We start from the raw sequence: 22,286 nt of genomic DNA, 5'->3' as shown, positions 1-22,286 counted from the left end.
ACGAGCTACTCCCAGCGGAAGGTCCTGGCCGCGACCGTACCTGCCACGAGGCTCACCAGCCCCATGATCGCAAGATGCCTCCAGTCCGGCGCGCTTCCCAGCCACGCCTCTTGCAGCGCCTCCACGCCGGGAGGCGAGTACGAGCCGATCGCCTGAACCACCGAGGGCAGCATGAACCGCGGCAGGTACACGCCGCCGAAGAACATCAGCAGCATGAACACCACCGTCGCCCAGCCACCGGCCGCCCGCGCGTTCGGGGCCAGTGAGGCGATCACCAGGCCCAGCGCGAACGTCCCAGCGCCTCCCAGCACCACGGCACACGCCAGGCCGAGTGGATGGTGAGGCAGGTCGACGCCGAAAACGACGTACCCCACCACGATAGTCAGCAGCACCGACAAGATCGCCGCGGCGAAGTTGACCACCAGCTGGCCCACCAGCAACCGCGCCGGATGCATGGGGGTCGTGGACAGCCGGCGCAGCACGCCCTTCTCCCGATACGTCGCCACGACCACCGGCAGACGCTGCAACCCGATGAACACCAACGTGAACACGACGATCGACGACAGGTAGCTGTCGATGAACCGGAGACCGCCGAACTTCTCGTCCGGCGTCCGCAACGCGGGAATCGCCCCCAGCCCGAGCAGCAACAACGTCGGGAACACCAGGGAGAACAACGAATTCAGCCGATCGCGAACGAACAGCCGCGCCTCGATCTCAATGATCCGCAACATCAGAACCCCCAGTGAGCCGAACGTAGGCGTCGTCCAGCGAAACCTGGTCGACCCGGAGCTGCCGCGCCACGATCTGCTTGCGCGCCAGCAAAGAAGTCACCGCGTGCAGCAGGTTCTCCGACCCGCTGACCACGATCTGCTCCCCCGCGAAGGACACCTCCGACACCTCCGGCAGCGCCTCCAGCACCCCTGCCTCCAGAGCAGCGGACGGCACGAACCGAACGCGGGTGGAACCGTCCACACGCGACACGAGCCCGGAAGGCGTGTCCAGAGCGGCGATCCGTCCGTCGCGGAAGACCGCCACCCGGTCGCAGAGCCGCTCCGCCTCCTCCATGAAGTGCGTGACCAGCAGGATCGTGACGCCGGCCGACCGCACCTCCTCGATCACCGACCACGTGTCCCGCCGCGCCTGCGGATCCAGCCCGGTCGTCAGCTCGTCCAGGATCGCCACGCGCGGCGACCCGATCAGCGCGAGGCAGATCGACAACCGCTGCTTCAACCCGCCGGACAGCCGCCCGAACTCCGCCTTCAGGTGCGACGTGAGCCCCAGCCGTTCGGACCAGTCGGCAGGAGACGGGTAGAACGACGAGAACAACGACAACGCCTCGCCCACCCGCATCCGTTCGGGCAGCTCGGACGACTGCAGCTGCACCCCGATCGCGGACCGCACGCCGCCGGGAGGCCGCCCCAGCACGGACACGCTCCCCCGGTCCGGCCTGCGCAGCCCCGACACGCACTCGACGGTCGTCGTCTTCCCCGCCCCGTTCGGCCCCAGAATGCCGAAAATCTCCCCCTCGGCGACCTCGAACGACACCGAGTCCACCGCGACGCGAGGCCCGTACCTCTTGCCGAGGTCCCGCACTTCGATGATTGCCATGCGACAAGCCTCGAAGAACACGAGCCGAAGATCATCGAACGAGCGGCGGGACCCGGATCAACCGATCGGTTGATGCCGGTGATCAGCTAGATCCGTTGATCCAGCCCGTGCACGACCTGGTCCAGCAACGTCTGGATGACCGCCTCGTTGTGCTCGGTGCGCCCCGGCGTGATCATCCGCGACGTCGCCTCGACCATCGCGTGCACGAGCATCGCCCGCAGCGGCGCTCGCTGCACCCCGGCCGTCGTGAAGACCCCGACCAGCGGCGCCAGCAACCGTTCGTGCTCGGCCCGGATCTGCTCGCGCGACGAGTCCGGCAACGTGTGCGCGGACAGGGCGACCACCGCCCCGTGGCTGCCGTCGGTGATGATCGCCAGCTCGGTGCGCAGGTAGGCCTCGATCTTGGCCGGCACGGACTCGGCGCCGTTGACCGCGTCCTCCAGCTTGTCCGCCCACTCGGGCAGCGCGTCCGACACGATCGCGGCGACCAGTTCCTCACGCGAGCGGAAGTACTCGTAGAGGCTCGGCCGCGACAGCCCGACGCGTCGAGCGAGCGACGCGAGCGTCAGCGCCTCCGCTCCCTCGGTCGCCACGATCTCGCGCCCCGCGTCCAGCAGGGCGCGCAACCGGTTGGCGCGGTGCTCGGCCACGGTGTCTGCGCTGATCCTCGGCACCGGGGAATCGTATCGCGCTTGCTTTCCCGACGGAGTGTTGGAATAGTTCCCGACAGAGCGTCGGAATCAAGGAGGGCCAGTGTTCATCGCAACGAACCGCCTGTTCGTCCCCGCCGAGCGGGCAGAGGACTTCGAGGCCCACTTCCGCGACAACATGCGCACGTTCCTGCCCGGCGTGCCCGGCCTGCTGCGCAGCACGCTGCTCAAGCCGACGAAGGACGACCAGCCCTACGTGTCGGTGAACGAGTTCGAGTCCGAAGAGGACTTCCGCGCCTGGGTCGCCTCCGACTCGTTCCGCGAGGCGCACAAGCGCAACCGCGGCATCGCCCGGCACGTCACGGGCAACGCCGTCGAGACCTTCCAGCACGCCGAGGACATGGTGCTGCCGCGGCAACGCACCGAGGCCTCGTAAGTCTCACAGCGAGGGCAGCAGGGCCTTCATCCGGTTGATCTCGTCGGCCTGGACGGCGATCACGTCGTCCGCCATCTCCTCGACCTGAACGTTGGTCCCGGCACCCTTCACGTCCGTGGCCATCTTGATCGCACCCTCGTGGTGCTTGATCATCAGATCCAGGAACATCCGGTCGAATTCCTTGCCCCGCGCGGCACCCAGCGCGTTGAGCTGGTCCTGCGTGGCCATGCCGGGCATCGAACCGTGGTCCTCGTGCCCACCCACCGCGTTGAACGTCCGCTGCCACTGCTTCATGGCGCCGATCTCGGGCTCCTGGCTGTACCGGATGCGGTCCGCCAGGCCCTTCACCGTCTCGTTCTGCGCACGCTCGGGAGCGAACCGCGTCATCGCGAGCGCCTGCTCGTGGTGGACGATCATCATCGCCACGTACTGGCGGTCGGCGTCGTTCGGCGGTGGCGGAATCGCGCCGGAAGCGTCCGACGGCGCCAACGTCTGCGCGGTGCCGCCGGGGGTGCCCGGAGCGATGATCGGCGCCGCATCAGGCTCCGATGTACAGCCCGTGATCAGCGCGAACACGACGACAAGCCCCAACACCCCAGAACGCATAATGGGCAGAATACCCTCCGAAAGACGCTGGCCCTTAGCAAGGCGAACGGGTCATACTCCCCCCACCAGCCCGTTACTGAGGGGGTACAAGCTGTGACTGCACGCGATACGGCACGGCGGCGCAGAACGCCGTTCGCGATCCTGGGGGCGTTCGCGCTGACGCTGTCAACGTTGACGGCACCCGCGTTCGCCGAGCCCGACCTTCCCGCCGACGGGGCGGGACTGAGCGAGGCTCAGCTCGAAGCGCAGGCCGACGGTGTCACCGGCATTCCGGGTGAGAACGAGATCAGCCGCAGCCGCAACATGGTCCTGGTCTCCCACCTGGACAAGGTGGCTCCGCTCGATCAGACGCAGACCGACATCGCGTTCCAGGGCAACTACGCGTTCGTCGGCAACTACAACGGCTTCACCATCTACGACATCCGCAACCCGAAGAAGCCGGCCATCAAGAGCTCGGTCCTCTGCCCGGGTTCGCAGAACGACGTCTCGGTGTACGGCAACCTGCTGTTCCTGTCGACCGACTCGTCGCGCACCGACAACTCCTGCAACAGCACTCCGCAGCCGGCGACCGAGAAGTCGTCGTGGGAGGGCATCAAGGTCTTCGACATCAGCGACAAGGCGGCCCCGAAGTACGTCGCCGCCGTCGAGACCGACTGCGGTTCGCACACCCACACGCTGGTGCCGGGCAAGAACAAGAAGGACGTGTACCTCTACGTCTCGTCCTACTCGCCCAGCGCCACGTTCCCGGACTGCCAGCCGCCGCACGACAAGATCTCGATCGTCAAGGTGCCGCTGAAGAACCCGGCCCAGGCCTCGCTGCTCAAGGCGCCGGTGCTCTTCCCGGACGGCGGTAACCAGGGCACGCCGGGCGACATCGAGCACGGCTACACCTCGGCCACCACCGGTTGCCACGACATCACCGTCTACCCGCAGCTCGACCTCGCGGCCGGCGCGTGCATGGGTGACGGCGTGCTGTGGGACATCTCCGACCGGGAGAACCTGGTGGAGATCAACCGGGTCCAGGACGACAAGCACTTCGCGTTCTGGCACTCCGCGACCTTCAACAACAGCGGCACCAAGGTCGTCTTCACCGACGAGCTCGGTGGCGGTGGCGCCGCGACCTGCAACGAGAAGATCGGCCCGACGCGGGGTGCCAACGGCATCTACGACATCGTGGGCAAGGGCAAGAACCGCAAGCTGGTCTTCAAGTCCTACTACAAGATCCCGCGCATGCAGGCCGACTCGGAGAACTGCGTCGCCCACAACGGCTCGCTGATCCCCGTGCCCGGCAAGGACATCATGGTGCAGTCCTGGTACCAGGGCGGCGTCTCGGTGTGGGACTTCACGAACTCGGCCAAGCCGCGTGAGATCGGCTTCTTCGAGCGCGGCCCGATGCCGAACAAGGCGTCCGGCGGCACGTGGTCGACCTACTGGTACAACGGCTACATCTACTCCTCGGAGATGGGCCGCGGCTTCGACGTGATCGACATGCGCGACCCGCGCACGTTCGCGGCGAAGTTCTTCCGCACGAACGAGTTCAACGTGCAGACCCAGGGCAACTTCTACCGCGGGTAACTGCCGCTTGTGATGTCACAGTTCAGCGCGGCTGTCGTTTCTCGGCAGCCGCGCTGATCGCTGTCAGGACCAGGGTCACCGCGACACCACCGAAAACCGCCCAGATCGGCGAGCCGACGTCCAACGCCCATGCGGCGACCACGGCCGTCAGCCCGTACCCCGCACCGGTCACCGCGTACATCATCGAGAACCCGGCCGCGTGCGCGCCGACCGGAAGCCGTTCGCGCAGCACGAGACTGCGCGTCACGAGCACCCCGGACTGGAACAACCCGGCCGCCAGCAACGCCCCCGCGATCCCCGGCAGGTTCGGGAACAACGCGACCGCGCCGACGCAGGTCGCGGTGATCACCAGCAGCACAAGCCCCTGTGTGCGCAACGATCCCGGCCAGGGCCTCAGCCCGTACAGCACCGCGCCCAGCGCACTGCACGCCGCGAACCCCGTGAGCAGCGGCCCGATCCAGCCGATCCCGATCCCCCGGTGCTCCAGCAACGCCGGCAGCACGAGTTCCGCGACCGCCAGCTGCGCCAACGCCGCCGCGCTCACCAGGTAGATCGGCCACGCCGACGCGACGACACGGGGTTTCGCCGTGCCGGAGCGGGAGGTCACGTGTCCGCGGGGCAGGATGAACACCAGCCACGCCGCGACGACGATCAACGACACCGACACCACGACGGGCGCGCGCCGGTCGACGCTCAACGCCAGCACGGTGACCAGCGCGGGCGCCACCGCCCACACCACCTGCGTGATCATGGCGTCAAAGCCCATCGCCTTGGGCACCAACGCGTCCGGCACGAGCCCGAGCAGCATCGCCCGCAGCCCACCGGGTGTCGTCGACGGCCCGGCTCCCGCGACGAACGCCGCGATGACCAGCACCGTCACGTTCGTCGTCAACGCCAGCGTCGTGAACGCCCCGGCACCCACGACGAGCCCGGCCGCGAGCTGACCGCGCATCCGGGACGGGTCGAGCAGCAGCCCCAGCAGTGCCGCGCCGAGGAGCTCCCCCAGCACGTACACGGCGGTCAGCGACGCGGCCAGCACGTATCCGCCGGACAGGTCCTTGGTCAGGAACACCATCATCAGCGGCGTCATCGACATCGGTAACTTCGCGGCGACCGTGACGACAGCGCACGCGAGCACGTCCCGGTTCGCGAGATCGCGGTAACCGGCAGCGGAGATCGTCACTCGCCCAGCTCCTGGAACAACGTCAGCTGCAGTCCGGCGGGGGCTTCGAGCCGCGAGTTGAGCGAGTTCCACGGCGTGCGGGTGGGTTGCGCGATCACCTCGGCGCCCGCGGCCTCGAGATCACGCGTCACCGCCGCGGAGTCGTCCACCTCGAACGCCACCCGGATGTGCCCGGCGACCCGCGACCCCACCTCGACCCGGTCGATGAACTCGGCGTGCGGCGGATCGGTGATCTCCAGCGTGGCCCGGCCGGCCTCCAGGATCGTGACCCGGCCGCCGTCGGACGCGAACGCCGCCCGTTGCTCGAGGCCGAGCACGTCGCGGTAGAAGCGCAGGGCCTCGTCGTAGTCGGCGGCGGTGACGACTAGGCGGAGTTCACGAACACCGGTCATGCGCTGATCATCGCACCAGCCGTGTGAGGACCACGACAACCAGGGTGATCCCCGCGGTCACGTGGATCGGCGCCGGCCCGAACGTCGCCGCGAGCACCGCGGCCGACCCGATGGGCAGCAGGTACTTGCGGATCCCCTCCTGGCCAGGACAGTCCTGCACGTACCAGACGCACAGGAAGAAGATCGCGAGCGGCACCGTCGTGAACGCGGCGACCGTCGTGCCCGGCGCGTGCGCGAGGTGCAGGTCGTAGTCGACGCTGGCCGCGAGACCGGCACCGAGCGCGGCGATCGAGCCGAGGATGAACAGGTGCGCGTACCCCCACAGGAACGCCTTCTTCAGGTCGTGCAGGTGCGACGGCGCCTCGAAGTAGATCCACCACACCGAGAACACGATGACCAGGCTGGCCACGGCGAGCGAGATGAGGTTGATGCCGCTGTCGAAGCCCTTCTGGAACGCCATCGTGGTCGACAGGATCGACTCGCCGAGCACGATCAGCGTGAAGAGCCCGTGCCGTTCCGCGATGTGGTGCGGGTGCCAGGTCGTGGTCTCGGCGCGCTCGGCCCAGACCGGCACCAGCAGCTCACCGATCATGAAGATCACCCACAACGGCAACTGCAGGCTCGGCGGCGCGACGACGACCCACAACACCCAGAGCACCTGCATGCCGACGATGCCCATGGCGTAGCGGCGCGTGCAGTTGCGGTGCGACGGGTTGTCCCGCGACGCCCGCAGCCAGTGCGCGACCATCGCGAGCCGGATGACGACGTAGCCGGCGACGACGATCCGGTAGTCCTGGTGCTCGAAGACGGCCGGGATGCCCGCCGCGATGACGAGCACCCCGGCGATCTGGACCATCGTGATGATCCGGTACAGCGTGTCGTCGTTGTCGAACGCGCTGGCGAACCAGGTGAAGTTGAGCCACGGCAGCCACAGCGCGAAGAACGCCATGCAGAACGCCAGCAGCCCGGCCCCCGCGTGGTTCTCGGACACGGCGTGGTGCAGCGAGGCGGCGGCCTGGGCGACCGCCACCACGAAGCTCAGGTCGAACAACAGCTCCAACGGCGTCGCGACCCGGTGGGCCTCCGCCGTGTCACGCGCGAGGAGCTTTCTGATCATCCAGCTACCACCATGATCCTTGATTCGCTGAGGTCCAGTGCGACCTGCGTGCCGGGCTGGAAGGCGGCCGCGGTGTTGGACGGCTGGTCGACCCGCAGGATCTGCTCGCCCACTTTGACAGAGATCCGCGTGACAGGCCCCAGAAACGACTGGGTCAGCACGTCGCCGACGATCTTGCCCTGCGTCCCGTCGTGCGCCGAGACCCCGATGTCCTCCGGCCGCACGATGACGCGAACGTCGCTTCCGGACGGTTGGTCGTGCATCGCGGGCACCGTGACGCCGTTGACGATGACGGTCTGGCCCTCTGCCTTGGCCTCCACCGAGTTCGTGACGCCGACGAACTGCGCGACGAACGCGGTCTTCGGTTCCCGGTACACAACGGACGGCGTGTCCAGCTGCTCCAGCCGGCCGTGCGACATCACGCCGACCCGGTCGGACACGGCAAGTGCCTCCTCCTGGTCGTGCGTGACGAACAGCGTCGTCATGCCGAGCTCCGTCTGGATGCGGCGGATCTCGTCGCGCAGGTTCACGCGGACCTTGGCGTCCAATGCGGACAGCGGCTCGTCCAGCAGCAACACCCGCGGCTGGATCGCGAGAGCGCGCGCCAGCGCCACACGTTGCTGCTGACCGCCGGACATCTGGTGCGGGTAGCGGCCGCCGAGGTGGCTGAGACCGACCAGCTCCAGCAGCTCGCCGGTCCGCTTGGTGTCGGCCTTGCGCAGCTTGAGGCCGAACGCGACGTTCTGCGCGGCGGTCAGGTTCGGGAAGAGGCTGTAGGCCTGGAAGACCATGCCCATGTCCCGCTTGTTGGCCGGCACGCGCGTGATGTCCTTGCCGCCCACCGTGACCGTGCCCGAGTCGGCCGTCTCGAAGCCCGCGACGATCCGCAGCGCCGTCGTCTTGCCACAGCCCGACGGACCGAGCAGCGACACGAGCTCGCCCTCGGCCAGTTCCAGGTCAAGCCCGTCCAATGCGGTGTTGCCACCGAAGGACTTGCGCAGTCCCGTGAGTTCCAGGTGACCCATCTTCACTCCTCGACCACGGTTTGACGGCGCCGCTGGCCGACATAAGAAAGTGCGAACAAGAGGACGAATGCGAACAGCAGGCACAGCAGCGACACCGCGATGGACACACCCGCGTTGCGCTTGCCCAGCAGGTTGACCTGCACCTGCAGCGTGTCGAAGTTGAGCAGCGACGCGATGGTGAACTCGCCGAGCACCAGGGCCACGCTCAGCAGCGAAGCGCCGATGAGTGCCACGCGGATGTTCGGCACCACGATCTTCCACAGCACCGTGAACCACGACGCGCCGAGGCTGCGCGCGGCTTCCGCGAGCGTCTTCAGGTCGATCGCGGCGAGTCCGGCGTCGACCGCGCGGTACGCGAACGGCAGCACCAGGATCGTGTAGGCGAAGGTCAGCGTCAGCGGTGAGTCGCCGAGGAAGTAGTTCACCCACGCGTAGAGCGGCGCCATGCCGACCACCAGCACGATCGCGGGGATCGCGAGCGGCAGCAGGCACAGGAACTCCACGAGCCGTTGCAGCTGCGGAAGCCGGAGCCGGATCCACGCCATCGTCGGCACGAGCAGCACCAGCATCAGCACCGCGCTCGTCACGGACAACAGCAACGAGTTGACGAGCGCCTCCATCAGGCCCTCGTCGTCGACGATGGACGTCCACGACTCGAGGCTGCGGCTGCCGCCCTTGCCCCGCGTCGAGAACTCCGCCATCGCGATCAGCGGCAGGATGAAGTAGACGCCGAGGATCAGCAGGATGACCGTGCGCAGAACGCGTTGCTTCACTAGCGAACCCACTTGGCCACCCTCTTCTGCAGCAGCACGTTCACGCCCATCGCGATGCTGACCACGATCACCATGCCGAGACCCAGCGCCTTGCCGAGGTTCTCCTGGCCGAGCACGACCTCGCCGGTGAGGAAACCGCGAATCTGCAGCGGCACGATCGGACTGCCCTGCGAGACGAGCGCGGCGGCCGTGGCGTAGGCGCTGAAGGCGTTGGCGAACAGCAGAAGCAGCGCGCCGAGGAACGGCGGCGTGAGGATCGGGCCGCCGACGTGGCGCCAGTACGTCCAGCTGGTGCCGCCGAGGCTCGCGTTGGCCTCACGCCACTGTGGACGCAAACCGTCCAGCGCGGGCAGGAACACGATGACCATCAGCGGGATCTGGAAGAACGTGTAGACGAGCGTCAGGCCGGGCAGCTCGAACAGCCATGCGCTGCCGGCGAACAGGTCGATGCCAACGTTGTCACGCAGGAACTTCGTGACCAGGCCCTCGAAGCCGATCGTGGCCAGGAAGGCGAAGGCCAGCGGCACGCCACCGAACTGGGCGAGCACACCGGACGCCGCGACGACGACCCGGCGCAGCATGCCTTCCTGCTTGCCGACCGCGACGGCCCACGTGAGCAGCGCGCCGAAGACCGCGCCGATCACCGCCGTGAGCGCGGACAGTTCGATGCTGCGCACGAAGGCGTCGAAGACGACACCCGTGAACAGGCTCGTGAGGTTGTCGAGCGTGAGCGCGCCGTTCGAGTCCTGGAAGGCGCCGAACAGCACGAGAACCGTGGGGTAGACGAGGAAGATGCCGACGAACGCGAGGAAAGGCACCGCGACGAGCCAGGCGGCCGCAGATGGCCGACCGGCGGCCCCACCCTTGTTCTTGGTGGAGCCGCCGGGCGTCGTCGCTACGGGAGCGACCGAGGTCATCCGATGGCCTGCGCCCAGGTCGCGGTCAGAACGGCCTTGGCCTTGTCGGCCTGGGCCTGCGTCTGGAACACCTGCTTGCCGTCGGTCTTGGGCAGCTTGTCCTTCGCGGCCTTGTCCGCCTTGTCACCCATCTTCTCCAGGCGAACCGGGCGGGACATGCCCTTCAGGTAGAGGTTCTGGCCCTCGTCGGAGTAGAGGAACTCCTGCCACAGGCGCGCGGCCGCGGGGTGCGGCGCGTCCTTGCTGACGGCCTGGTTGTAGTAGCCGCCGATCTGCGCCTCGGCCGGGACGACGACCTTCCAGTCGAGCTTGCCCTTGAGCTTCTCGGTCTGGGCGGCGTTGGTGTAGTCCCAGTCGATGACGACCGGCGTCTGGCCGGACTCGATCGTGGCGGGCGACGGGTCGACCGGCTGGAAGTTGCCGGCCTGCTTGAGCTGCTTGAAGAACTCGACACCCGGCGCGATGTCGTCGGCGGAGCCACCGTTGCCGAGGCTCGCCATGACCACGCCGGAGAACGCGGCACCGGCCTGCGTCGGGTCGCCGTTGAGCGCGACCTTGCCCTTGTAGTCGCCCTTGAGCAGGTCCTTCACGCTCGTCGGCGCGGGCACCTTGGCGGCGTCGTAGCCGATCGACATGAAGCCGCCGTAGTCGCCGTAGTAGGCACCGTCCGCGTCCTTGAGCTCCGCGGCGATGTCGTCCCAGGTGCTGACCTTGTACGGCGCGAACAGGTCCTTGTTCGCCAGGGCCACGTTCAGGCCGAGGTCGAACACGTCCGGCGCGCGGTCGTTGCCCTTGAGCTGCTTGGCGGCGTTGATCTCCTCCTGGCTGGAGGCGTCCGGCTGCGCGGAGTCGACCTTGATGCCGTACTTGGCCTCGAACGCCTTGATGATCTCGCCGTAGTTCGCCCAGTCCGGGGGCAGCGCGATGACGTTGAGCTTGCCTTCCTTCTTCGCGGCCTCGACCAGCTTGTCCATGCCGCCGAGCTCGCTCGCCGACTTGGCGGTGTTCGCGGCACCGGCCGGCGTCTCCTTGGCGGGCGGGGCGCCACAGGCTGCCACCGCCAGCACCAACGCGCCGACACCGATCAACTTCGTGGTGACGTTCCCTCGCTTCAGCACAGGCGGAGGATTCGCGCGGATCGCTTTCGTTGTCAAGCCAGCCGCGCCGGTTGAGACCTTCTCGACTCCAACGGTGAATTCTTCGCGCCCTACGGGTTGCCGCCGAATGCTTCCCGAGCTTCACTCAGGTGTTGCGCGGTGATGCCCGTCGCGGGGTCGACGTGCAGGAGAGCCGTGGTCAGGTGCCGTCGCTTGTGGACGAATTCCCGGTTCCCGTCCCGGTGCAGCCCGAAGTCGTCGTCGCGGCCCTGTCTCGGTGTTCGCCCGGTGACCCCAGGTCGTGGCCCAGGCGAACTCGGCGCCGGTCCTCAGCCAGCCGTCTCAACTGGTGACCGTCATCCGGGCCGAGCCAGATGCGCAGCCTGCGCCACCAGCCGACCCTGATGTCGACGTCCATCGCCACGACTGGCTTCAACTGCCCCAGCCTGCCCGTTTCCCGGGCGCGGAGCAGCGCTTTTCCCTAACCTCCTGACCATGAGACGTTTCGCCCTGTTCGTCCTCCTGTGCGCCGCGCTGGTGGGCTGCGGCGCGATCGCCGACCTGGCCACGTTGCAAGCCCGCATCCAGGACGCCGGCTACAAGAACGTCTCGCTGTACCACCGCTCCCACAACGGCACCGACACCTTGGAGATCACCGCGTCCGCCGAGAACCCGGCGCTCGACGACGAGCGGATCGGCAAGATCGTCTGGGAGACCTACCCCGAACACATCGACAAGCTGACGATCACGCTCAACGGGTCCAAGAACACCTACGCCGAGGCCACCCTGCGCGACACGTTCGGTGAACGCCAGATCACCGAGAAGCCGGACGACGACACCGACGTGATGAAGTCCCTATTCACGTGGCTGATCGTGGGGGTGGTCGTGTTCTTGCTGCTCGGCATCGGCGTGATCGTCCTCATCGTGGTGCTGGTCCGCCGCTCGCGCCACAACTCCCCGCCGCCACCGCCACCGGCCTGGCCGCCCGCCGGACCTCCGCCCGTCGCAAAGGACCCCGCGTGACGCAGCCACCGCACCAATACGGGCCGCCGCAACCTCCGTGGGGCCAGCCGTACCCCGGCATGCCGCCGGTACCTCCCACGCCGCCGAAGAAGAAGTCCGCGGCGGTCTTCCTCGTGCTCGGCCTCGTCATCCTGCTGGCCGCCGCCGGTATCCTCGGCACGGGGCTGATCTGGCCGGGCTGGATGAAGTCGAACCCATCCGTCGCCGTCGACCAGTCCTCGCCGGAAAGCACCGCCAAAGCCGTCGAGGACACGCTCAACCGGCGTGACGTCGAGAAGTTCGTGAACGTCCTGGTGTGCCGCGACGGACGCAACAAAGCCGAGGGCAAGGACATCTCGCTGGTGGAGGAGACCCTCTACCGCGACATCGAACCGCTCAGCCCCAAGAGCAAATCCGGGGACGTCCAGCCCGTCTTCAAGGTCGACGAGGTCCGCAAGATCAAGCCCAGCGACCCGATCTACAACGACGGCAACAAAGACGCGACCGTGGCGATCATGTCCGTCGGCTACCCGAAGGACAGCGGCCTCTCCAAACAACGCGGCGTCCTCGCCATGTTCGAAGAAGACAACAAGTACGTCGTCTGCGAAATGGGCTTCGTCCCGGTCACCGACTCCGAGGAACCACCACCGGACCCGGACCCGGCCAGCCCGACCGGCCGCATGCAGGCCTTCGCGAAAGCCGTGAACGACAAGGACATCGTCGCCGCACGCCAGTACATGTGCTCCACGGCCCGCGCCGTCAACACGTGGGCGGAGAAGGCCATCGCCGCCGGCGGCAAGCTGCGCCTGCACGCCAAGGTGACCACCACCAAAGCAGAGGACACCGGCCAGGTCCGCATGTGGTACACGCTCGACGGCGCCGAGACCAAAGCGGGCGGCTTCCTGAAAAAGGAGTCCGACGGCTGGTGCCTGCTCTCCTTCAACAACGACGTCAAGTAGTCGAAACCGCGGCATCCTGTTCGTATAAGGGGCATGTTCACCGAGGACGAACTCGCCTACCTGCGCTCACAGCCCCTGGCCCGCCTGGCCACGCTGAACGAGGACGACCAGCCCGACGTGGTCCCGCTGTCCTTCGAGTACGACGGCACCTACTTCTGGGTGGGCGGCGTCGGCGCGCAGGTCCTGAACACCCGAAAGTTCCGCAACATCACCGCAGGCCGCCGCAAGGTGTCGCTGGTGATCGACGATCTGGTCTCATTCGATCCCTTCATCGCCCGCGCGATCCGCGTCTACGGCATCGCCGACGACCCGGCGGAACGCCGGGGCCTCGTGGGCCCGGGCATCTATTGCCGCATCACGCCGACCGAGGCGTGGGCGTGGAACATGGCGGGCGAACCGGCGGGCGAGAGCTGGTACGAACCCCGCCGGTCCCAGCCCTAGAAACTCAGCCGTGCCAAGGGTTTCCGTTCGTCGTCAGCGTCCCCGCGGACGACGGGGTCCCGTCGTGCCACGGGTTTCCGCCGCCGGCGACTGCCGTCGCCCCGCCAGAGGCGGCAACAGCGATACCGAGCGCAATCAGCAGAGCCGCGAAAGCAGCGACAATTCTGGCCATGATGAATCCCCCAACGAAATCGCGATTGATTCCGACATAACCCGCTGTGATGCAGGTCACTTAAAGGATACCCCTCGGAAAACCGCGCTGCCAGGTTTCCGGCGAACGATCACCACCCGCACCCTGAACAGCAAGAAGCCCTCGGTCAGAGTGACCGAGGGCTTCTTGGCTGAAGTGGACGATACTGGGATTGAACCAGTGACCCCTACCGTGTCAAGGTAGTGCTCTCCCGCTGAGCTAATCGTCCGAGCGGATGACGAGACTCGAACTCGCGACCCTCACCTTGGCAAGGTGATGCGCTACCAACTGCGCTACATCCGCGTCGCGCCTCGGTTTCCCGTGGCGCGAGAAGAACTTTATCCGACGGTCCCCAGAACTTCCAAATCGGCTGATCTTGAACTTGAGCCCGAGCCGGGCAGCCCGAGCGAAGCGATGGGCTGAAGCGGGGGTCCGGGGGCGCAGCCCGCCGGGCGGGGTCTGGGGGTTGCACCCCCAGAAAACACTGAGAGGCGAGGTGGTTCGCGCTTTCTGCGAACACACCTCGCCCCTCGACGAACATGGACGATACTGGGATTGAACCAGTGACCCCTACCGTGTCAAGGTAGTGCTCTCCCGCTGAGCTAATCGTCCGAGGCGGAGACGGGAATCGAACCCGTGTACAGGGCTTTGCAGGCCCTTGCCTAAGCCACTCGGCCACTCCGCCAGGAGCATGGATCCTCAGAAGATACCTGCTGGGGAACCACAGAGCGGATGACGAGACTCGAACTCGCGACCCTCACCTTGGCAAGGTGATGCGCTACCAACTGCGCTACATCCGCGTACATCACTGCGTTCGTGATGTTGAAACAAACCTTATACGAGGGGTTCAAACGGGTTTCACCGGGGGTACCCGCACCGCCTTCACGGGCCCCCTACCTCGGATTACTCAGCTCAGGTCGTTCGAGATGAGGTGCGTGAGCGCCTCGTCGACGTTGACCCACAGGTGCTCGTTGCCGGGCACGACGACGTCGTAGGTCCGGTCGAGAAAGTCGGCGAGCTCCTGGGCGGAGGCCTCGAACATGGCGTGCCCGGACGGCGAGCTCAGCTCGATCACGACGACCTCGGGGTCGTCGGCGGCGGGCCGGATCCGGACGTCACCGTCGCCGGCGTCGGCGATGAGGCCGTCAGCGAGCAGGTCGCGGGCGAAAACCCACTCGACCCAACCGGCGCGGCCGGTGCGGAACGCGGCCACGACCGCGTACGGGTCCTTCGTGTCGTATCGCAGCTCCACTTGGACCGGGACCGCAGGGGTCCTCGGCGCCAGCAGGTCGAAGACCGCTGTCGAGCGGAGCGTCACGTGGTCGTTGCGCATCGTCGTTACCCTCTTCTCCCTTCCCGGTCAATGAAACGACCGAGCACCTTAGTTGTGACGTGCATGTGGCGAGGAACGCTCGCTAATCGGACGCAGATCACCCCATCGGGTCAGCTTGACTGCGCACGGCGACCGCTTGCACGCGCTCCGTGTCCTCCTCGCTCGTTAGCCCGCGTTCAGCGACTCCCATCTTGCTGGGTCTAACCTGAACCCGGTACCGGCTGTTGCGCGAATGTTGGACGTGAGGACATCTCTGGTGGCTGACTCGCCCGGCCCACCCGTTGCATCACGCGACGGCCGGCCGACCGATTCCGGGCTCGTGCAAAGACTCGCACAGGGCGATCGGTCGGCGTTCGGTGAGCTGTACGACAGGTACGGCACGCCAGCATATTCGCTGGCCAGACGCATCTGCGTGGACCCTGATCTAGCCGAAGACGTCGTGCAGGAAGCCTTCCTCGCGCTCTGGCGGCATCCCGCCAGATTCGACCCTACGCGCGGAAGTTTCGGCACCTGGCTGATGACTCTGGTTCACCACCGCGCGGTGGACGCCGTACGTAAAGAGAACACGCAGCGTCGTCGGACTGTTCCCCTGACCGACGACATCTCACCACCGGCCGAGGGTTCTGATCACGAAGCGTTGGCGAGCGTCGTGGGCGCGGAGGTCAGAGCCGCCCTGCGCACGTTGCCGGAAGAGCAGCGCCAAGTCATCGCCCTGGCCTATCTCGGCGGCTACACGCAGTGCGAGGTGGCCAAGCTGACAGGCGTGCCGCTGGGGACTGTGAAATCGCGCACGTTCGCGGCGATCAGACGCCTCAGAGGCACGTTGGGGAACTTGTGGGCCGGCGAGACCGGCGAGACGACAGGAGTTCACCGGTGAACGGCGAGTTGTGTCCTCACGAGGAGCTCGCGGTCGGCTGGGCGATGCACTCCTTGGAACCGGACGAAGAAGCAGTGGTCCGCGACCACCTGCCGACCTGCACCACGTGCCAACGCACGGTGCAGGCGACCCAGGAGGTACTGGCGGGCATCGGCGGCGCCGTCCGCCAGGAGCAGCCCCCGCCCCGCCTGCGCGCGAGGCTGATGGAAGAGATCGAGCACATCCCCCAGGACGTGCCCACCCCGCACCGCCCGCGCCACGCGGCCCCGACCACCCTGCGCCCGCAACACCGCCGCCGCACCGGTCGCATCCTGCTGGCCGCGGCGGCAGCTCTGGCCGTCCTGGCCGGCGGCGGCTACCTGGGCCTGCGCGTGAACCAGTTGTCGGGCCAGGTGACAGCCTCCGAGGCACGCACCAACGAGCTGAACAAGGCCCTGTCCCTGGCCGCCGACCCCACGACGAACAGGGCGGTCCTGCGCACGGGTTCAGGCGACGAGGTGGCCATCGTCCTCTCGAACCCGACCTCAGGCGCCGTGATGCCGATGAACCTCAAGCCGAACGACTCGGGCCACGTTTACGTGGTCTGGGGCACCAGCACGAAAGCGCCGGTACCGTTGGCCTTGTTCGACGTGCGCACGGGCTCGACCGACCCGCAGCTCCTCAGCTGGGGTGCCGACGCGCACAAGCACACCAAGTTCGCGGTGTCACTCGAACCGGGCCGGTCCGCACCCCCACTTCCCTCAGAGGTGGTGGCAGGAGGCCAGGTTGCACCCGCCTCAGTCCCAACAGGATGATCGACACATGACGAAGCCCGACGCAAAGCCCGACGAGCACAAGGGCTGGCGCCACTGGTTCCACCGCAACCCGGCGCTGAACCTGGCCTACCGCATCGGCGTGGGCGTGATCGGCGGCCTGGTCCTGGTAGCGGGCCTGATCATGATCCCGTACCCCGGCCCGGGCTGGCTGGTCGTCTTCGCGGGCCTGGCCATCCTCGCCACGGAGTTCGAGTGGGCGGGCCGAGTCCTGAAGTTCGCCAAGCGCTACTACGACCGCTGGGTCGAGTGGCTGAGGCGCCAGCCAGGCTGGGTCCGCGCCCTGGTGATGGCAGGCGTCTGCGCCATCGTCCTGGCAACCCTGTACCTGCTGAACGCGTTCGCGCTGGTCGGCGGCTGGTTCGGCGTGGAGTGGAGCTGGCTGCAGAGCCCGATTTTTGGTTCTCGTTGATGATGTTGTAGGCTATGGCCACACCGCGAGAGCGGGGCAACACAACAGAACACGGGCGTTTAGCTCAGCGGGAGAGCGCTTCGTTCACACCGAAGAGGTCACTGGTTCGATCCCAGTATCGCCCATAGAGAATCACGCAGGTCAGCCCCGACTTCGGTCGGGGCTTTCTTGTTTCGTGCCAGATGCGTGCCACTTGCCGCACGCGGGTTCCTCATCTGAGGAACCTGTGCCGCTCGAAAAGTCATCGCTGCACGTCATGCGGCGTATCTGTACTCGTTGATGAGTCCGCCGAGGATCCGGGTGCGTAGCAGCCTGCGGTTCTCGAGGTCATGCACGGTGGCGGGTTGCTCTTGAGCTTCGGGCGGTAGCTGGCAGCGGGCCTGGTGCGGTCGGTGCTTGTTGTAGTGGATCTCGTAGGCGGCAAGGACTTGACGCGCGTGGGCTTCTCCGGTGATGAGGATGTGGTCGAGGATCTCGCGCCGGATGGTGCCGATGATGCGTTCGCAGTGGGCGTTCATCCGGGGTGCTTGCGGCGCACTTTTGATCACACGTAGTTCCTCGGCCTTGAAGACGGTGTCGAACGCCTCGTCGTACTTGTCGTCGCGGTCGCGTAGCAGGAAGCGCAGGGACTCCATCGGTGTTCCGAGGTCGGCGGAGAGGTTCCTCGCCTGCTGCGCGGTCCAGGCCTGCGTCGGGCGGGCGGTGACTCCGGTGATGTGCAGGCGTCTGGTGCCATGCTCAAGGAACGCCAACGCGTACAGGCGTCTGCCGAGCGCGGTGTCGACATGGAAGAAGTCCGCGGCGATGATGCCCCTCGGCCTGGGCTGCGAGAAACTCCCGCCAGGTCGGCCCGGATCGACGTGGTGCTGGGTCGATGTCCGCAGCATTCAAGATCTTCCAGACGGTTGAGGCGGCGATCCGGTGGCCGAGTCGGGCCAGCTCGCCGTGGATCCGTCGGTGTCCCCACCGTGGGTTCTCTGCTGCGAGCCGGAGTACGAGTGCCTTGATCGCTGCTCGGGTGGGTGGGCGTCCGGTGCGTCGTCGCGCGGTGTAGTCCCATTTCCAGGCGATGAACCTGCGGTGCCAGCCGAGCACCGTGCCGGGCGTGACTGGGAAGATCTCGTGCCACCGCGAACGAGGTATCAGCCTGGATAGCGCGGCGAACCAGAATCGGTCTGCGGGCTCGTAGCGGACTGGGCCGGCCAGTTGCCGGCGGAGCACGGTGTTCTCGTGCCGCAGCACGAGAAGCTCCGCGTCCTTCGTCGCCTCGCTGCGGAGCAGCACCGATGCGGCGGACAGCAACTTCCACGTCACCTTGTACATCAGGGACACGATCACCCGAGCATGCTCTCAGCCTGGGAGGATTTCGCTGGCACGCTGCGGTGACGACTTTTCGAGCGGCACACCGTGAGTTGCTGAGCACGGGCCGCGCGCTGCGGGCCCGTATCGGCACCGAGGACGACACACCGGGCGACGGCTTGTCGAAGCGCGAACGCGCAGTCGGCGAGCTGCTCGTGGAAGGCTTGACCCACAAGGAGATCGGCGCCCGGCTGTACATCTCGCCGAAGACCGCCGAGCAGCACGTGGCGAAGATCCGGCAGAAGCTGTCGGTGGGCGGCCAGGCCGAGCTGATGGCCTCACTGCGCGCGATTGGCGTGAAGCTCGTTCGCGCCGGATCGTGCCGCCGCTCATCGGCTGTGCTTGCGGTTGGGCAACACCACACGGCATGGGCGTCCGGGCGAAGATCGCGTGATCTTGTTGTGACGCCCGTGCATCGCCGGTATGCAGTGATCGTGCACCGCGATGGGGGAGCAGGCGGACAGGACTTGTCGTTCGGGTTGCTGGGCGACGTGGAGGTGCGTCTGAGAGGCGTGCCCGTGCCGCTCGGCCACGCCCGGCAACGCGCCGTGCTGGCCGCGCTCGCGGTGGACGCCGCACGGCCGGTGTCGACGGATCGCCTGGTCGACCGCGTGTGGGGCGAGCGCGTGCCCACCCGCGCCCACTCGGCGCTGCGGACCTACCTGTCCCACCTGCGTCGGGCGCTGGCTCCGACCGGTGTCACGATCGAACGGGACGGGGTCGGCTATGTGCTCGGCGTCGCGCCCGACGTGGTGGACGTGAACCGTTTCGGTGACCTGGCGGCGCGGGCCCGGCAGGAGGGCGACCCCTGGCGCGCGGCGGCGCTGGCCGAGGAGGCGCTGGCGCTGTGGCGAGGCGAACCGTTGGCGGAGCTGGACACGCCGTGGGCGTCGTCCGTGCGGGAGCGGCTGAACCGGGAGCGCGCCTCGCTCGACGCGGACCGCATCGACCGGACCCTGGCGCTGGGGCGGCACGACGAGCTGCTGCCGGACCTGTTCGCGCGGGTCGCCCAGGACGGGCTCGACGAGCGTGCGGCCGGCCAGCTGGTGCTCGCGCTGTACCGCTGCGGCCGGCAGGCCGACGCCCTGGACCAGTACCGGCTGGTCCGGCAGCGGCTGGCCGAGGAGCTGGGCATCGACCCCGGGCCGGCGTTGCAGGCGCTGCACCAGCGCGTGCTCACCTCCGACCCCACCCTGGCCGCCGGCGAACCGCTGGCCGAGACCACGCCGGTGCCGCGCCAGTTGCCCGTGCCGCCACGGCTTTTCACCGGTCGCGACGACCATCTCGCATCCCTGCTCGCCGCTCTCGACGCCCCCGAGGACGGGACAGTGGTCGTCACCGTCAGCGGCGCGGGCGGTATCGGCAAGACCTGGCTGGCGCTGCACTGGGCCCACCGGTACGCCGACCGGTTCCCTGACGGGCAGCTGTTCGCGGACCTGAGGGGGTTCGGTCCGGACGGCTCGCCGCTGCCGCCGGCGGTGGTGGTGCGCGGGTTCCTCGCCGCGCTGGGCGTGGACGCCGGCCGGTTGCCCGCCGACCAGGACGCCCAGGCGGCGCTGTTCCGCAGCACACTCGCGGACAAGCGGGTGTTGTTGGTACTGGACAACGTCGCGGACACCTCCCAGGTCACGCCGCTGCTGCCCGGCGGGCGGACCTGCGCCGTGCTGGTCACCAGCCGCAACCACCTGCTCGGCCTGGTCACCGCGCACGGTGCACACCACCTGGCGCTCGACGTGCTCACCGACGACGAGTCGCGCGCCCTGCTCATCCGGCGGCTCGGCGCCACCCGCGTGGCTGCGGACCCGGAGGCGGTGACCGGACTGATCGGGCTGTGCGGCGGTTTCCCGTTGGCACTGGGCATCATCGCCGCGCGCGCCCACACCCAGCCGCACATCCCGCTCGCCGAGTTCACTGGCGAGCTACGCGAGCTCGGCCTGGACGCGCTGGTCGACCAGGAACCAGCTGCCAGCCTGCCCACCGTGCTGTCGTGGTCCCGCCGCGCCCTGACCGACGGGCAGGCCGCGTTGTTCTCGTTGCTCGGCCTCGCGCCGGGAGCGGACATCGGGCTGCACGCGGCGGCGAACCTCGCCGGCCTGCCGATCGCCCGCGCGCGAGCGGAGCTGCGGGCGCTGGAACAGGCGTCGCTGATCGGCCACGGCGCCCGCGGCCGGTACCGGATGCACGACCTCGTCCGCGCCCACGCCGTGGAGCAGGCCCCGACGGCGTCGCCGGACAGCCGTGCCGCCCTCATCCGCCTCACGGGCCACTACCGGCACGCCGCCGCGGTCGCCATGGACGTGCTGTATCCGGCCGAGAAGCACCGGCGGCCCGCCACTCCCGCGTTCGACGGCCCGATGCCCAGCCTGGCCACGGCCGACGCGGCGCGGGCGTGGCTGGACGCCGAGCGCGACAACCTGATCGACATCGCCGCCCACGCCGCCGACCACGGCCTGCACGAGCACGCCGTGCACCTGGCGGGCACCGTGTGGCGGCACCTCGACGTCACCGGCCAGATCCCGGCGGCCCTAGCGCTGTGCGGGCACGGGCTGCGCGCGGCGCGCGCGGCGGGCGACCGCGTCTGGGAGGCCCGGATCATGCTCCACACCGGCACCACGCGGGTCCGTGAGGGCTGGGGCGCCATTGTCGGGGACCTGCGCTCGTGCCTGGAGATCGCCCGCGAGACCGGCGACGCGGTGACCGAGTCACAGGTCCGCAGCCTGCTCGGGTGGACGCTGGCCCAGGACGGCAGGAACGAGGAAGCGCTGGACCACCTGCAGCGGGCATTGGCGCTGGCTCGCGACCTCGACGACGACGGCGCCGTCGGCCGGGTCCTCAACAACATGGGCGTCGTCTACCACCGGCAGGGCCGCTACGAGGAACTGCTCGTGCTGCTGCGGGAGGCGCTGGAGCAGGCGCGGTCGGCGGGCAGCCGGGTCACCGAGGCCAAGGTGCTGGGCAACATCGGGGTGGTGCACGTCGAGCGGCGTGACCACGCGCAGGCGCTGGACAGCCTCGAACAGGCCATCGTGATCCACCGCGAGACCGGCAACCGCACCGGCGAGGGCATCGCGCTGATCAACACCGCGTCCGCCCGGCACCACGGGGGAGACCACGAACACGCCTACCGCGACATCGTCGCCGCGCTGACCATCCTGCGCGAGACCGGCGACCGCTCGGCCGTGGAGTCCGCGCTCAACGGCGCCGGCGAGGTGGCGCTCAAGCTCGATCGGCCCGACGAAGCGGCCGGTTTCCTGCACGAGGCGCTGACCCGAACCGAGGAGAGCGGCAACCGCTTCACCCACGCGCGCGCCCAGGCCGCGCTCGGCGACGTGCATCTCGCCCGGGACGACGTGCGCGAGGCCGAGCGCCTGTGGCGGCTGTCGCTGGCCACCCTGACCGATCTGGGAGCGGCCGAGGCCGACCACGTGGCCAAGCGACTGGCGGACCTCGGCGAGCAGTAGAGAACGCGGCCTCGCGTCATCCTCCGCGATACCGATGACCAGGCGATACAACGCTTCCTTG

Annotated in this window: 24 protein-coding genes and 6 tRNA genes; 10 read left to right on the top strand and 20 right to left on the bottom strand. The window is 68.1% G+C overall.

All coding sequences use genetic code 11. The annotated features are described in order from the left end of the window. Window positions 1–5: 5 nt before the first annotated feature. From ABZ345_RS07310 to ABZ345_RS07300, 3 genes are all read right to left on the bottom strand, one after another. A complete protein-coding gene (locus ABZ345_RS07310) occupies window positions 6–731 on the bottom strand; it encodes an ABC transporter permease (protein WP_359843927.1) in 726 nt (241 codons plus the stop codon). After that, window positions 715–1,608 (bottom strand): ABC transporter ATP-binding protein, encoded by an 894-nt coding sequence (locus tag ABZ345_RS07305; RefSeq protein ID WP_359843925.1) that lies wholly within the window; start codon window positions 1,606–1,608, stop codon window positions 715–717. Before ABZ345_RS07305 ends, ABZ345_RS07310 begins: the two co-directional genes overlap by 17 nt. 86 nt (window positions 1,609–1,694) lie before the next feature. Next, window positions 1,695–2,282 carry a helix-turn-helix domain-containing protein gene (locus ABZ345_RS07300; protein ID WP_359843924.1) on the bottom strand — a complete coding sequence of 196 codons (588 nt, stop codon included), beginning with the start codon at window positions 2,280–2,282 and terminating at the stop codon, window positions 1,695–1,697. 79 nt (window positions 2,283–2,361) lie between these two features. Here ABZ345_RS07300 and ABZ345_RS07295 point away from each other — a divergent pair, with 79 nt between their 5' ends. Continuing rightward, the gene (locus ABZ345_RS07295; RefSeq protein ID WP_359843922.1) at window positions 2,362–2,694 is read left to right on the top strand and encodes an antibiotic biosynthesis monooxygenase; all 333 of its coding nucleotides are present in this window, start codon (window positions 2,362–2,364) and stop codon (window positions 2,692–2,694) included. Between the two features lie 3 nt (window positions 2,695–2,697). On the opposite strand, the gene ABZ345_RS07290 is transcribed toward ABZ345_RS07295, so the two are convergent. Further along, entirely contained in the window at window positions 2,698–3,300 is a 603-nt protein-coding gene (locus ABZ345_RS07290) for a DUF305 domain-containing protein (RefSeq protein ID WP_359843920.1), read from the bottom strand. 93 nt (window positions 3,301–3,393) lie between these two features. On the opposite strand from ABZ345_RS07290, the gene ABZ345_RS07285 reads away from it, so the two are divergent. After that, window positions 3,394–4,875 carry a hypothetical protein gene (locus ABZ345_RS07285; RefSeq protein ID WP_359843918.1) on the top strand — a complete coding sequence of 494 codons (1,482 nt, stop codon included), beginning with the start codon at window positions 3,394–3,396 and terminating at the stop codon, window positions 4,873–4,875. Between the two features lie 22 nt (window positions 4,876–4,897). Here ABZ345_RS07285 and ABZ345_RS07280 read toward each other — a convergent pair whose 3' ends face one another. From ABZ345_RS07280 to ABZ345_RS07245, 8 genes are all read right to left on the bottom strand, one after another. Further along, window positions 4,898–6,058 carry an MFS transporter gene (locus tag ABZ345_RS07280; RefSeq protein WP_359843916.1) on the bottom strand — a complete coding sequence of 387 codons (1,161 nt, stop codon included), beginning with the start codon at window positions 6,056–6,058 and terminating at the stop codon, window positions 4,898–4,900. Beyond that, a complete protein-coding gene (locus ABZ345_RS07275; RefSeq protein ID WP_359843914.1) occupies window positions 6,055–6,450 on the bottom strand; it encodes a VOC family protein in 396 nt (131 codons plus the stop codon). The genes ABZ345_RS07280 and ABZ345_RS07275 overlap by 4 nt, the downstream gene beginning before the upstream one ends. A gap of 7 nt (window positions 6,451–6,457) precedes the next feature. Then, window positions 6,458–7,567, bottom strand: coding sequence for a low temperature requirement protein A (locus ABZ345_RS07270; protein WP_359843912.1), 1,110 nt, complete (start codon window positions 7,565–7,567; stop codon window positions 6,458–6,460). Further along, window positions 7,564–8,592, bottom strand: a complete 1,029-nt coding sequence (locus ABZ345_RS07265) for an ABC transporter ATP-binding protein (protein WP_359843910.1) — start codon at window positions 8,590–8,592, stop codon at window positions 7,564–7,566. The genes ABZ345_RS07270 and ABZ345_RS07265 overlap by 4 nt, the downstream gene beginning before the upstream one ends. Window positions 8,593–8,594: 2 nt before the next feature. Then, window positions 8,595–9,377, bottom strand: coding sequence for an ABC transporter permease subunit (locus ABZ345_RS07260; protein ID WP_359843908.1), 783 nt, complete (start codon window positions 9,375–9,377; stop codon window positions 8,595–8,597). Further along, window positions 9,365–10,282 carry an ABC transporter permease gene (locus ABZ345_RS07255; RefSeq protein ID WP_359843906.1) on the bottom strand — a complete coding sequence of 306 codons (918 nt, stop codon included), beginning with the start codon at window positions 10,280–10,282 and terminating at the stop codon, window positions 9,365–9,367. The genes ABZ345_RS07260 and ABZ345_RS07255 overlap by 13 nt, the downstream gene beginning before the upstream one ends. Beyond that, a complete protein-coding gene (locus tag ABZ345_RS07250) occupies window positions 10,279–11,400 on the bottom strand; it encodes an extracellular solute-binding protein (protein ID WP_359843904.1) in 1,122 nt (373 codons plus the stop codon). Before ABZ345_RS07250 ends, ABZ345_RS07255 begins: the two co-directional genes overlap by 4 nt. Window positions 11,401–11,578: 178 nt before the next feature. Further along, window positions 11,579–11,815: a hypothetical protein gene (locus ABZ345_RS07245; RefSeq protein WP_359843902.1), complete on the bottom strand. Its 237-nt coding sequence runs from the start codon at window positions 11,813–11,815 to the stop codon at window positions 11,579–11,581. Window positions 11,816–11,874: 59 nt separating this feature from the next. On the opposite strand from ABZ345_RS07245, the gene ABZ345_RS07240 reads away from it, so the two are divergent. Genes ABZ345_RS07240 through ABZ345_RS07230 form a run of 3 tightly spaced genes read left to right on the top strand, consistent with a single transcriptional unit; the run spans window position 11,875 to window position 13,781 of the window. Then, window positions 11,875–12,402, top strand: a complete 528-nt coding sequence (locus ABZ345_RS07240) for a hypothetical protein (protein WP_359843900.1) — start codon at window positions 11,875–11,877, stop codon at window positions 12,400–12,402. Then, the gene (locus tag ABZ345_RS07235) at window positions 12,399–13,340 is read left to right on the top strand and encodes a hypothetical protein (protein ID WP_359843898.1); all 942 of its coding nucleotides are present in this window, start codon (window positions 12,399–12,401) and stop codon (window positions 13,338–13,340) included. Before ABZ345_RS07240 ends, ABZ345_RS07235 begins: the two co-directional genes overlap by 4 nt. A gap of 33 nt (window positions 13,341–13,373) precedes the next feature. Then, entirely contained in the window at window positions 13,374–13,781 is a 408-nt protein-coding gene (locus ABZ345_RS07230; RefSeq protein ID WP_359843896.1) for a PPOX class F420-dependent oxidoreductase, read from the top strand. A gap of 4 nt (window positions 13,782–13,785) precedes the next feature. Here ABZ345_RS07230 and ABZ345_RS07225 read toward each other — a convergent pair whose 3' ends face one another. The 7 genes from ABZ345_RS07225 to ABZ345_RS07195 form a co-directional block, all read right to left on the bottom strand. Then, entirely contained in the window at window positions 13,786–13,953 is a 168-nt protein-coding gene (locus ABZ345_RS07225; RefSeq protein WP_359843894.1) for a hypothetical protein, read from the bottom strand. A gap of 175 nt (window positions 13,954–14,128) precedes the next feature. Next, a tRNA-Val gene (locus tag ABZ345_RS07220) sits at window positions 14,129–14,200 on the bottom strand. Between the two features lies 1 nt (window position 14,201). After that, window positions 14,202–14,274: transfer RNA gene (locus tag ABZ345_RS07215), tRNA-Gly, on the bottom strand. Window positions 14,275–14,511: 237 nt separating this feature from the next. Next, window positions 14,512–14,583 (bottom strand) — tRNA-Val (locus ABZ345_RS07210). 1 nt (window position 14,584) lies between these two features. Continuing rightward, window positions 14,585–14,656 (bottom strand) — tRNA-Cys (locus ABZ345_RS07205). 42 nt (window positions 14,657–14,698) lie between these two features. After that, window positions 14,699–14,771, bottom strand: a tRNA-Gly gene (locus ABZ345_RS07200). A gap of 107 nt (window positions 14,772–14,878) precedes the next feature. Further along, a complete protein-coding gene (locus tag ABZ345_RS07195) occupies window positions 14,879–15,304 on the bottom strand; it encodes an SsgA family sporulation/cell division regulator (RefSeq protein ID WP_030466274.1) in 426 nt (141 codons plus the stop codon). 256 nt (window positions 15,305–15,560) lie between these two features. On the opposite strand from ABZ345_RS07195, the gene ABZ345_RS07190 reads away from it, so the two are divergent. The 4 genes from ABZ345_RS07190 (at window position 15,561) to ABZ345_RS07175 (ending at window position 17,530) form a co-directional block, all read left to right on the top strand. After that, window positions 15,561–16,181 (top strand): sigma-70 family RNA polymerase sigma factor, encoded by a 621-nt coding sequence (locus tag ABZ345_RS07190; protein WP_359843892.1) that lies wholly within the window; start codon window positions 15,561–15,563, stop codon window positions 16,179–16,181. Further along, a complete protein-coding gene (locus ABZ345_RS07185; RefSeq protein ID WP_359843890.1) occupies window positions 16,178–16,975 on the top strand; it encodes an anti-sigma factor in 798 nt (265 codons plus the stop codon). Before ABZ345_RS07190 ends, ABZ345_RS07185 begins: the two co-directional genes overlap by 4 nt. Window positions 16,976–16,982: 7 nt before the next feature. After that, window positions 16,983–17,405: a TIGR02611 family protein gene (locus ABZ345_RS07180; RefSeq protein ID WP_359843888.1), complete on the top strand. Its 423-nt coding sequence runs from the start codon at window positions 16,983–16,985 to the stop codon at window positions 17,403–17,405. Between the two features lie 53 nt (window positions 17,406–17,458). Beyond that, window positions 17,459–17,530, top strand: a tRNA-Val gene (locus ABZ345_RS07175). Between the two features lie 129 nt (window positions 17,531–17,659). Here the strand turns inward: ABZ345_RS07175 and ABZ345_RS07170 are convergent. After that, window positions 17,660–18,292, bottom strand: coding sequence for an integrase core domain-containing protein (locus ABZ345_RS07170; RefSeq protein ID WP_359843886.1), 633 nt, complete (start codon window positions 18,290–18,292; stop codon window positions 17,660–17,662). A 495-nt stretch (window positions 18,293–18,787) separates the two neighbouring features. Between ABZ345_RS07170 and ABZ345_RS07165 the strand changes: the two genes are divergently transcribed. Further along, window positions 18,788–22,225, top strand: coding sequence for a BTAD domain-containing putative transcriptional regulator (locus ABZ345_RS07165; RefSeq protein WP_359843884.1), 3,438 nt, complete (start codon window positions 18,788–18,790; stop codon window positions 22,223–22,225). Window positions 22,226–22,286 lie beyond the last annotated feature (61 nt).

Origin of the sequence: Lentzea sp. NPDC005914 (assembly GCF_040629405.1) — a bacterium.
In the GTDB taxonomy this organism is placed as follows: domain Bacteria; phylum Actinomycetota; class Actinomycetes; order Mycobacteriales; family Pseudonocardiaceae; genus Lentzea.
Note: the sequence above shows the minus strand (reverse complement) of the source record. Positions and strands in the feature narration are given on the sequence as shown.

Bases quoted from the DNA above. Each gene is read 5' to 3' on its own strand.
- ABZ345_RS07310 (WP_359843927.1), bottom strand. From the start codon at position 731: ATGTTGCGGATCATTGAGATCGAGGCGCGGCTGTTCGTTCGCGATCGG.
- ABZ345_RS07305 (WP_359843925.1), bottom strand. From the start codon at position 1,608: ATGGCAATCATCGAAGTGCGGGACCTCGGCAAGAGGTACGGGCCTCGC.
- ABZ345_RS07290 (WP_359843920.1), bottom strand. From the start codon at position 3,300: ATGCGTTCTGGGGTGTTGGGGCTTGTCGTCGTGTTCGCGCTGATCACG.
- ABZ345_RS07275 (WP_359843914.1), bottom strand. From the start codon at position 6,450: ATGACCGGTGTTCGTGAACTCCGCCTAGTCGTCACCGCCGCCGACTAC.
- ABZ345_RS07270 (WP_359843912.1), bottom strand. From the start codon at position 7,567: ATGATCAGAAAGCTCCTCGCGCGTGACACGGCGGAGGCCCACCGGGTC.
- ABZ345_RS07265 (WP_359843910.1), bottom strand. From the start codon at position 8,592: ATGGGTCACCTGGAACTCACGGGACTGCGCAAGTCCTTCGGTGGCAAC.
- ABZ345_RS07255 (WP_359843906.1), bottom strand. From the start codon at position 10,282: ATGACCTCGGTCGCTCCCGTAGCGACGACGCCCGGCGGCTCCACCAAG.
- ABZ345_RS07240 (WP_359843900.1), top strand. From the start codon at position 11,875: ATGAGACGTTTCGCCCTGTTCGTCCTCCTGTGCGCCGCGCTGGTGGGC.
- ABZ345_RS07230 (WP_359843896.1), top strand. From the start codon at position 13,374: ATGTTCACCGAGGACGAACTCGCCTACCTGCGCTCACAGCCCCTGGCC.
- ABZ345_RS07225 (WP_359843894.1), bottom strand. From the start codon at position 13,953: ATGGCCAGAATTGTCGCTGCTTTCGCGGCTCTGCTGATTGCGCTCGGT.
- ABZ345_RS07195 (WP_030466274.1), bottom strand. From the start codon at position 15,304: ATGCGCAACGACCACGTGACGCTCCGCTCGACAGCGGTCTTCGACCTG.
- ABZ345_RS07180 (WP_359843888.1), top strand. From the start codon at position 16,983: ATGACGAAGCCCGACGCAAAGCCCGACGAGCACAAGGGCTGGCGCCAC.
- ABZ345_RS07170 (WP_359843886.1), bottom strand. From the start codon at position 18,292: ATGCTGCGGACATCGACCCAGCACCACGTCGATCCGGGCCGACCTGGC.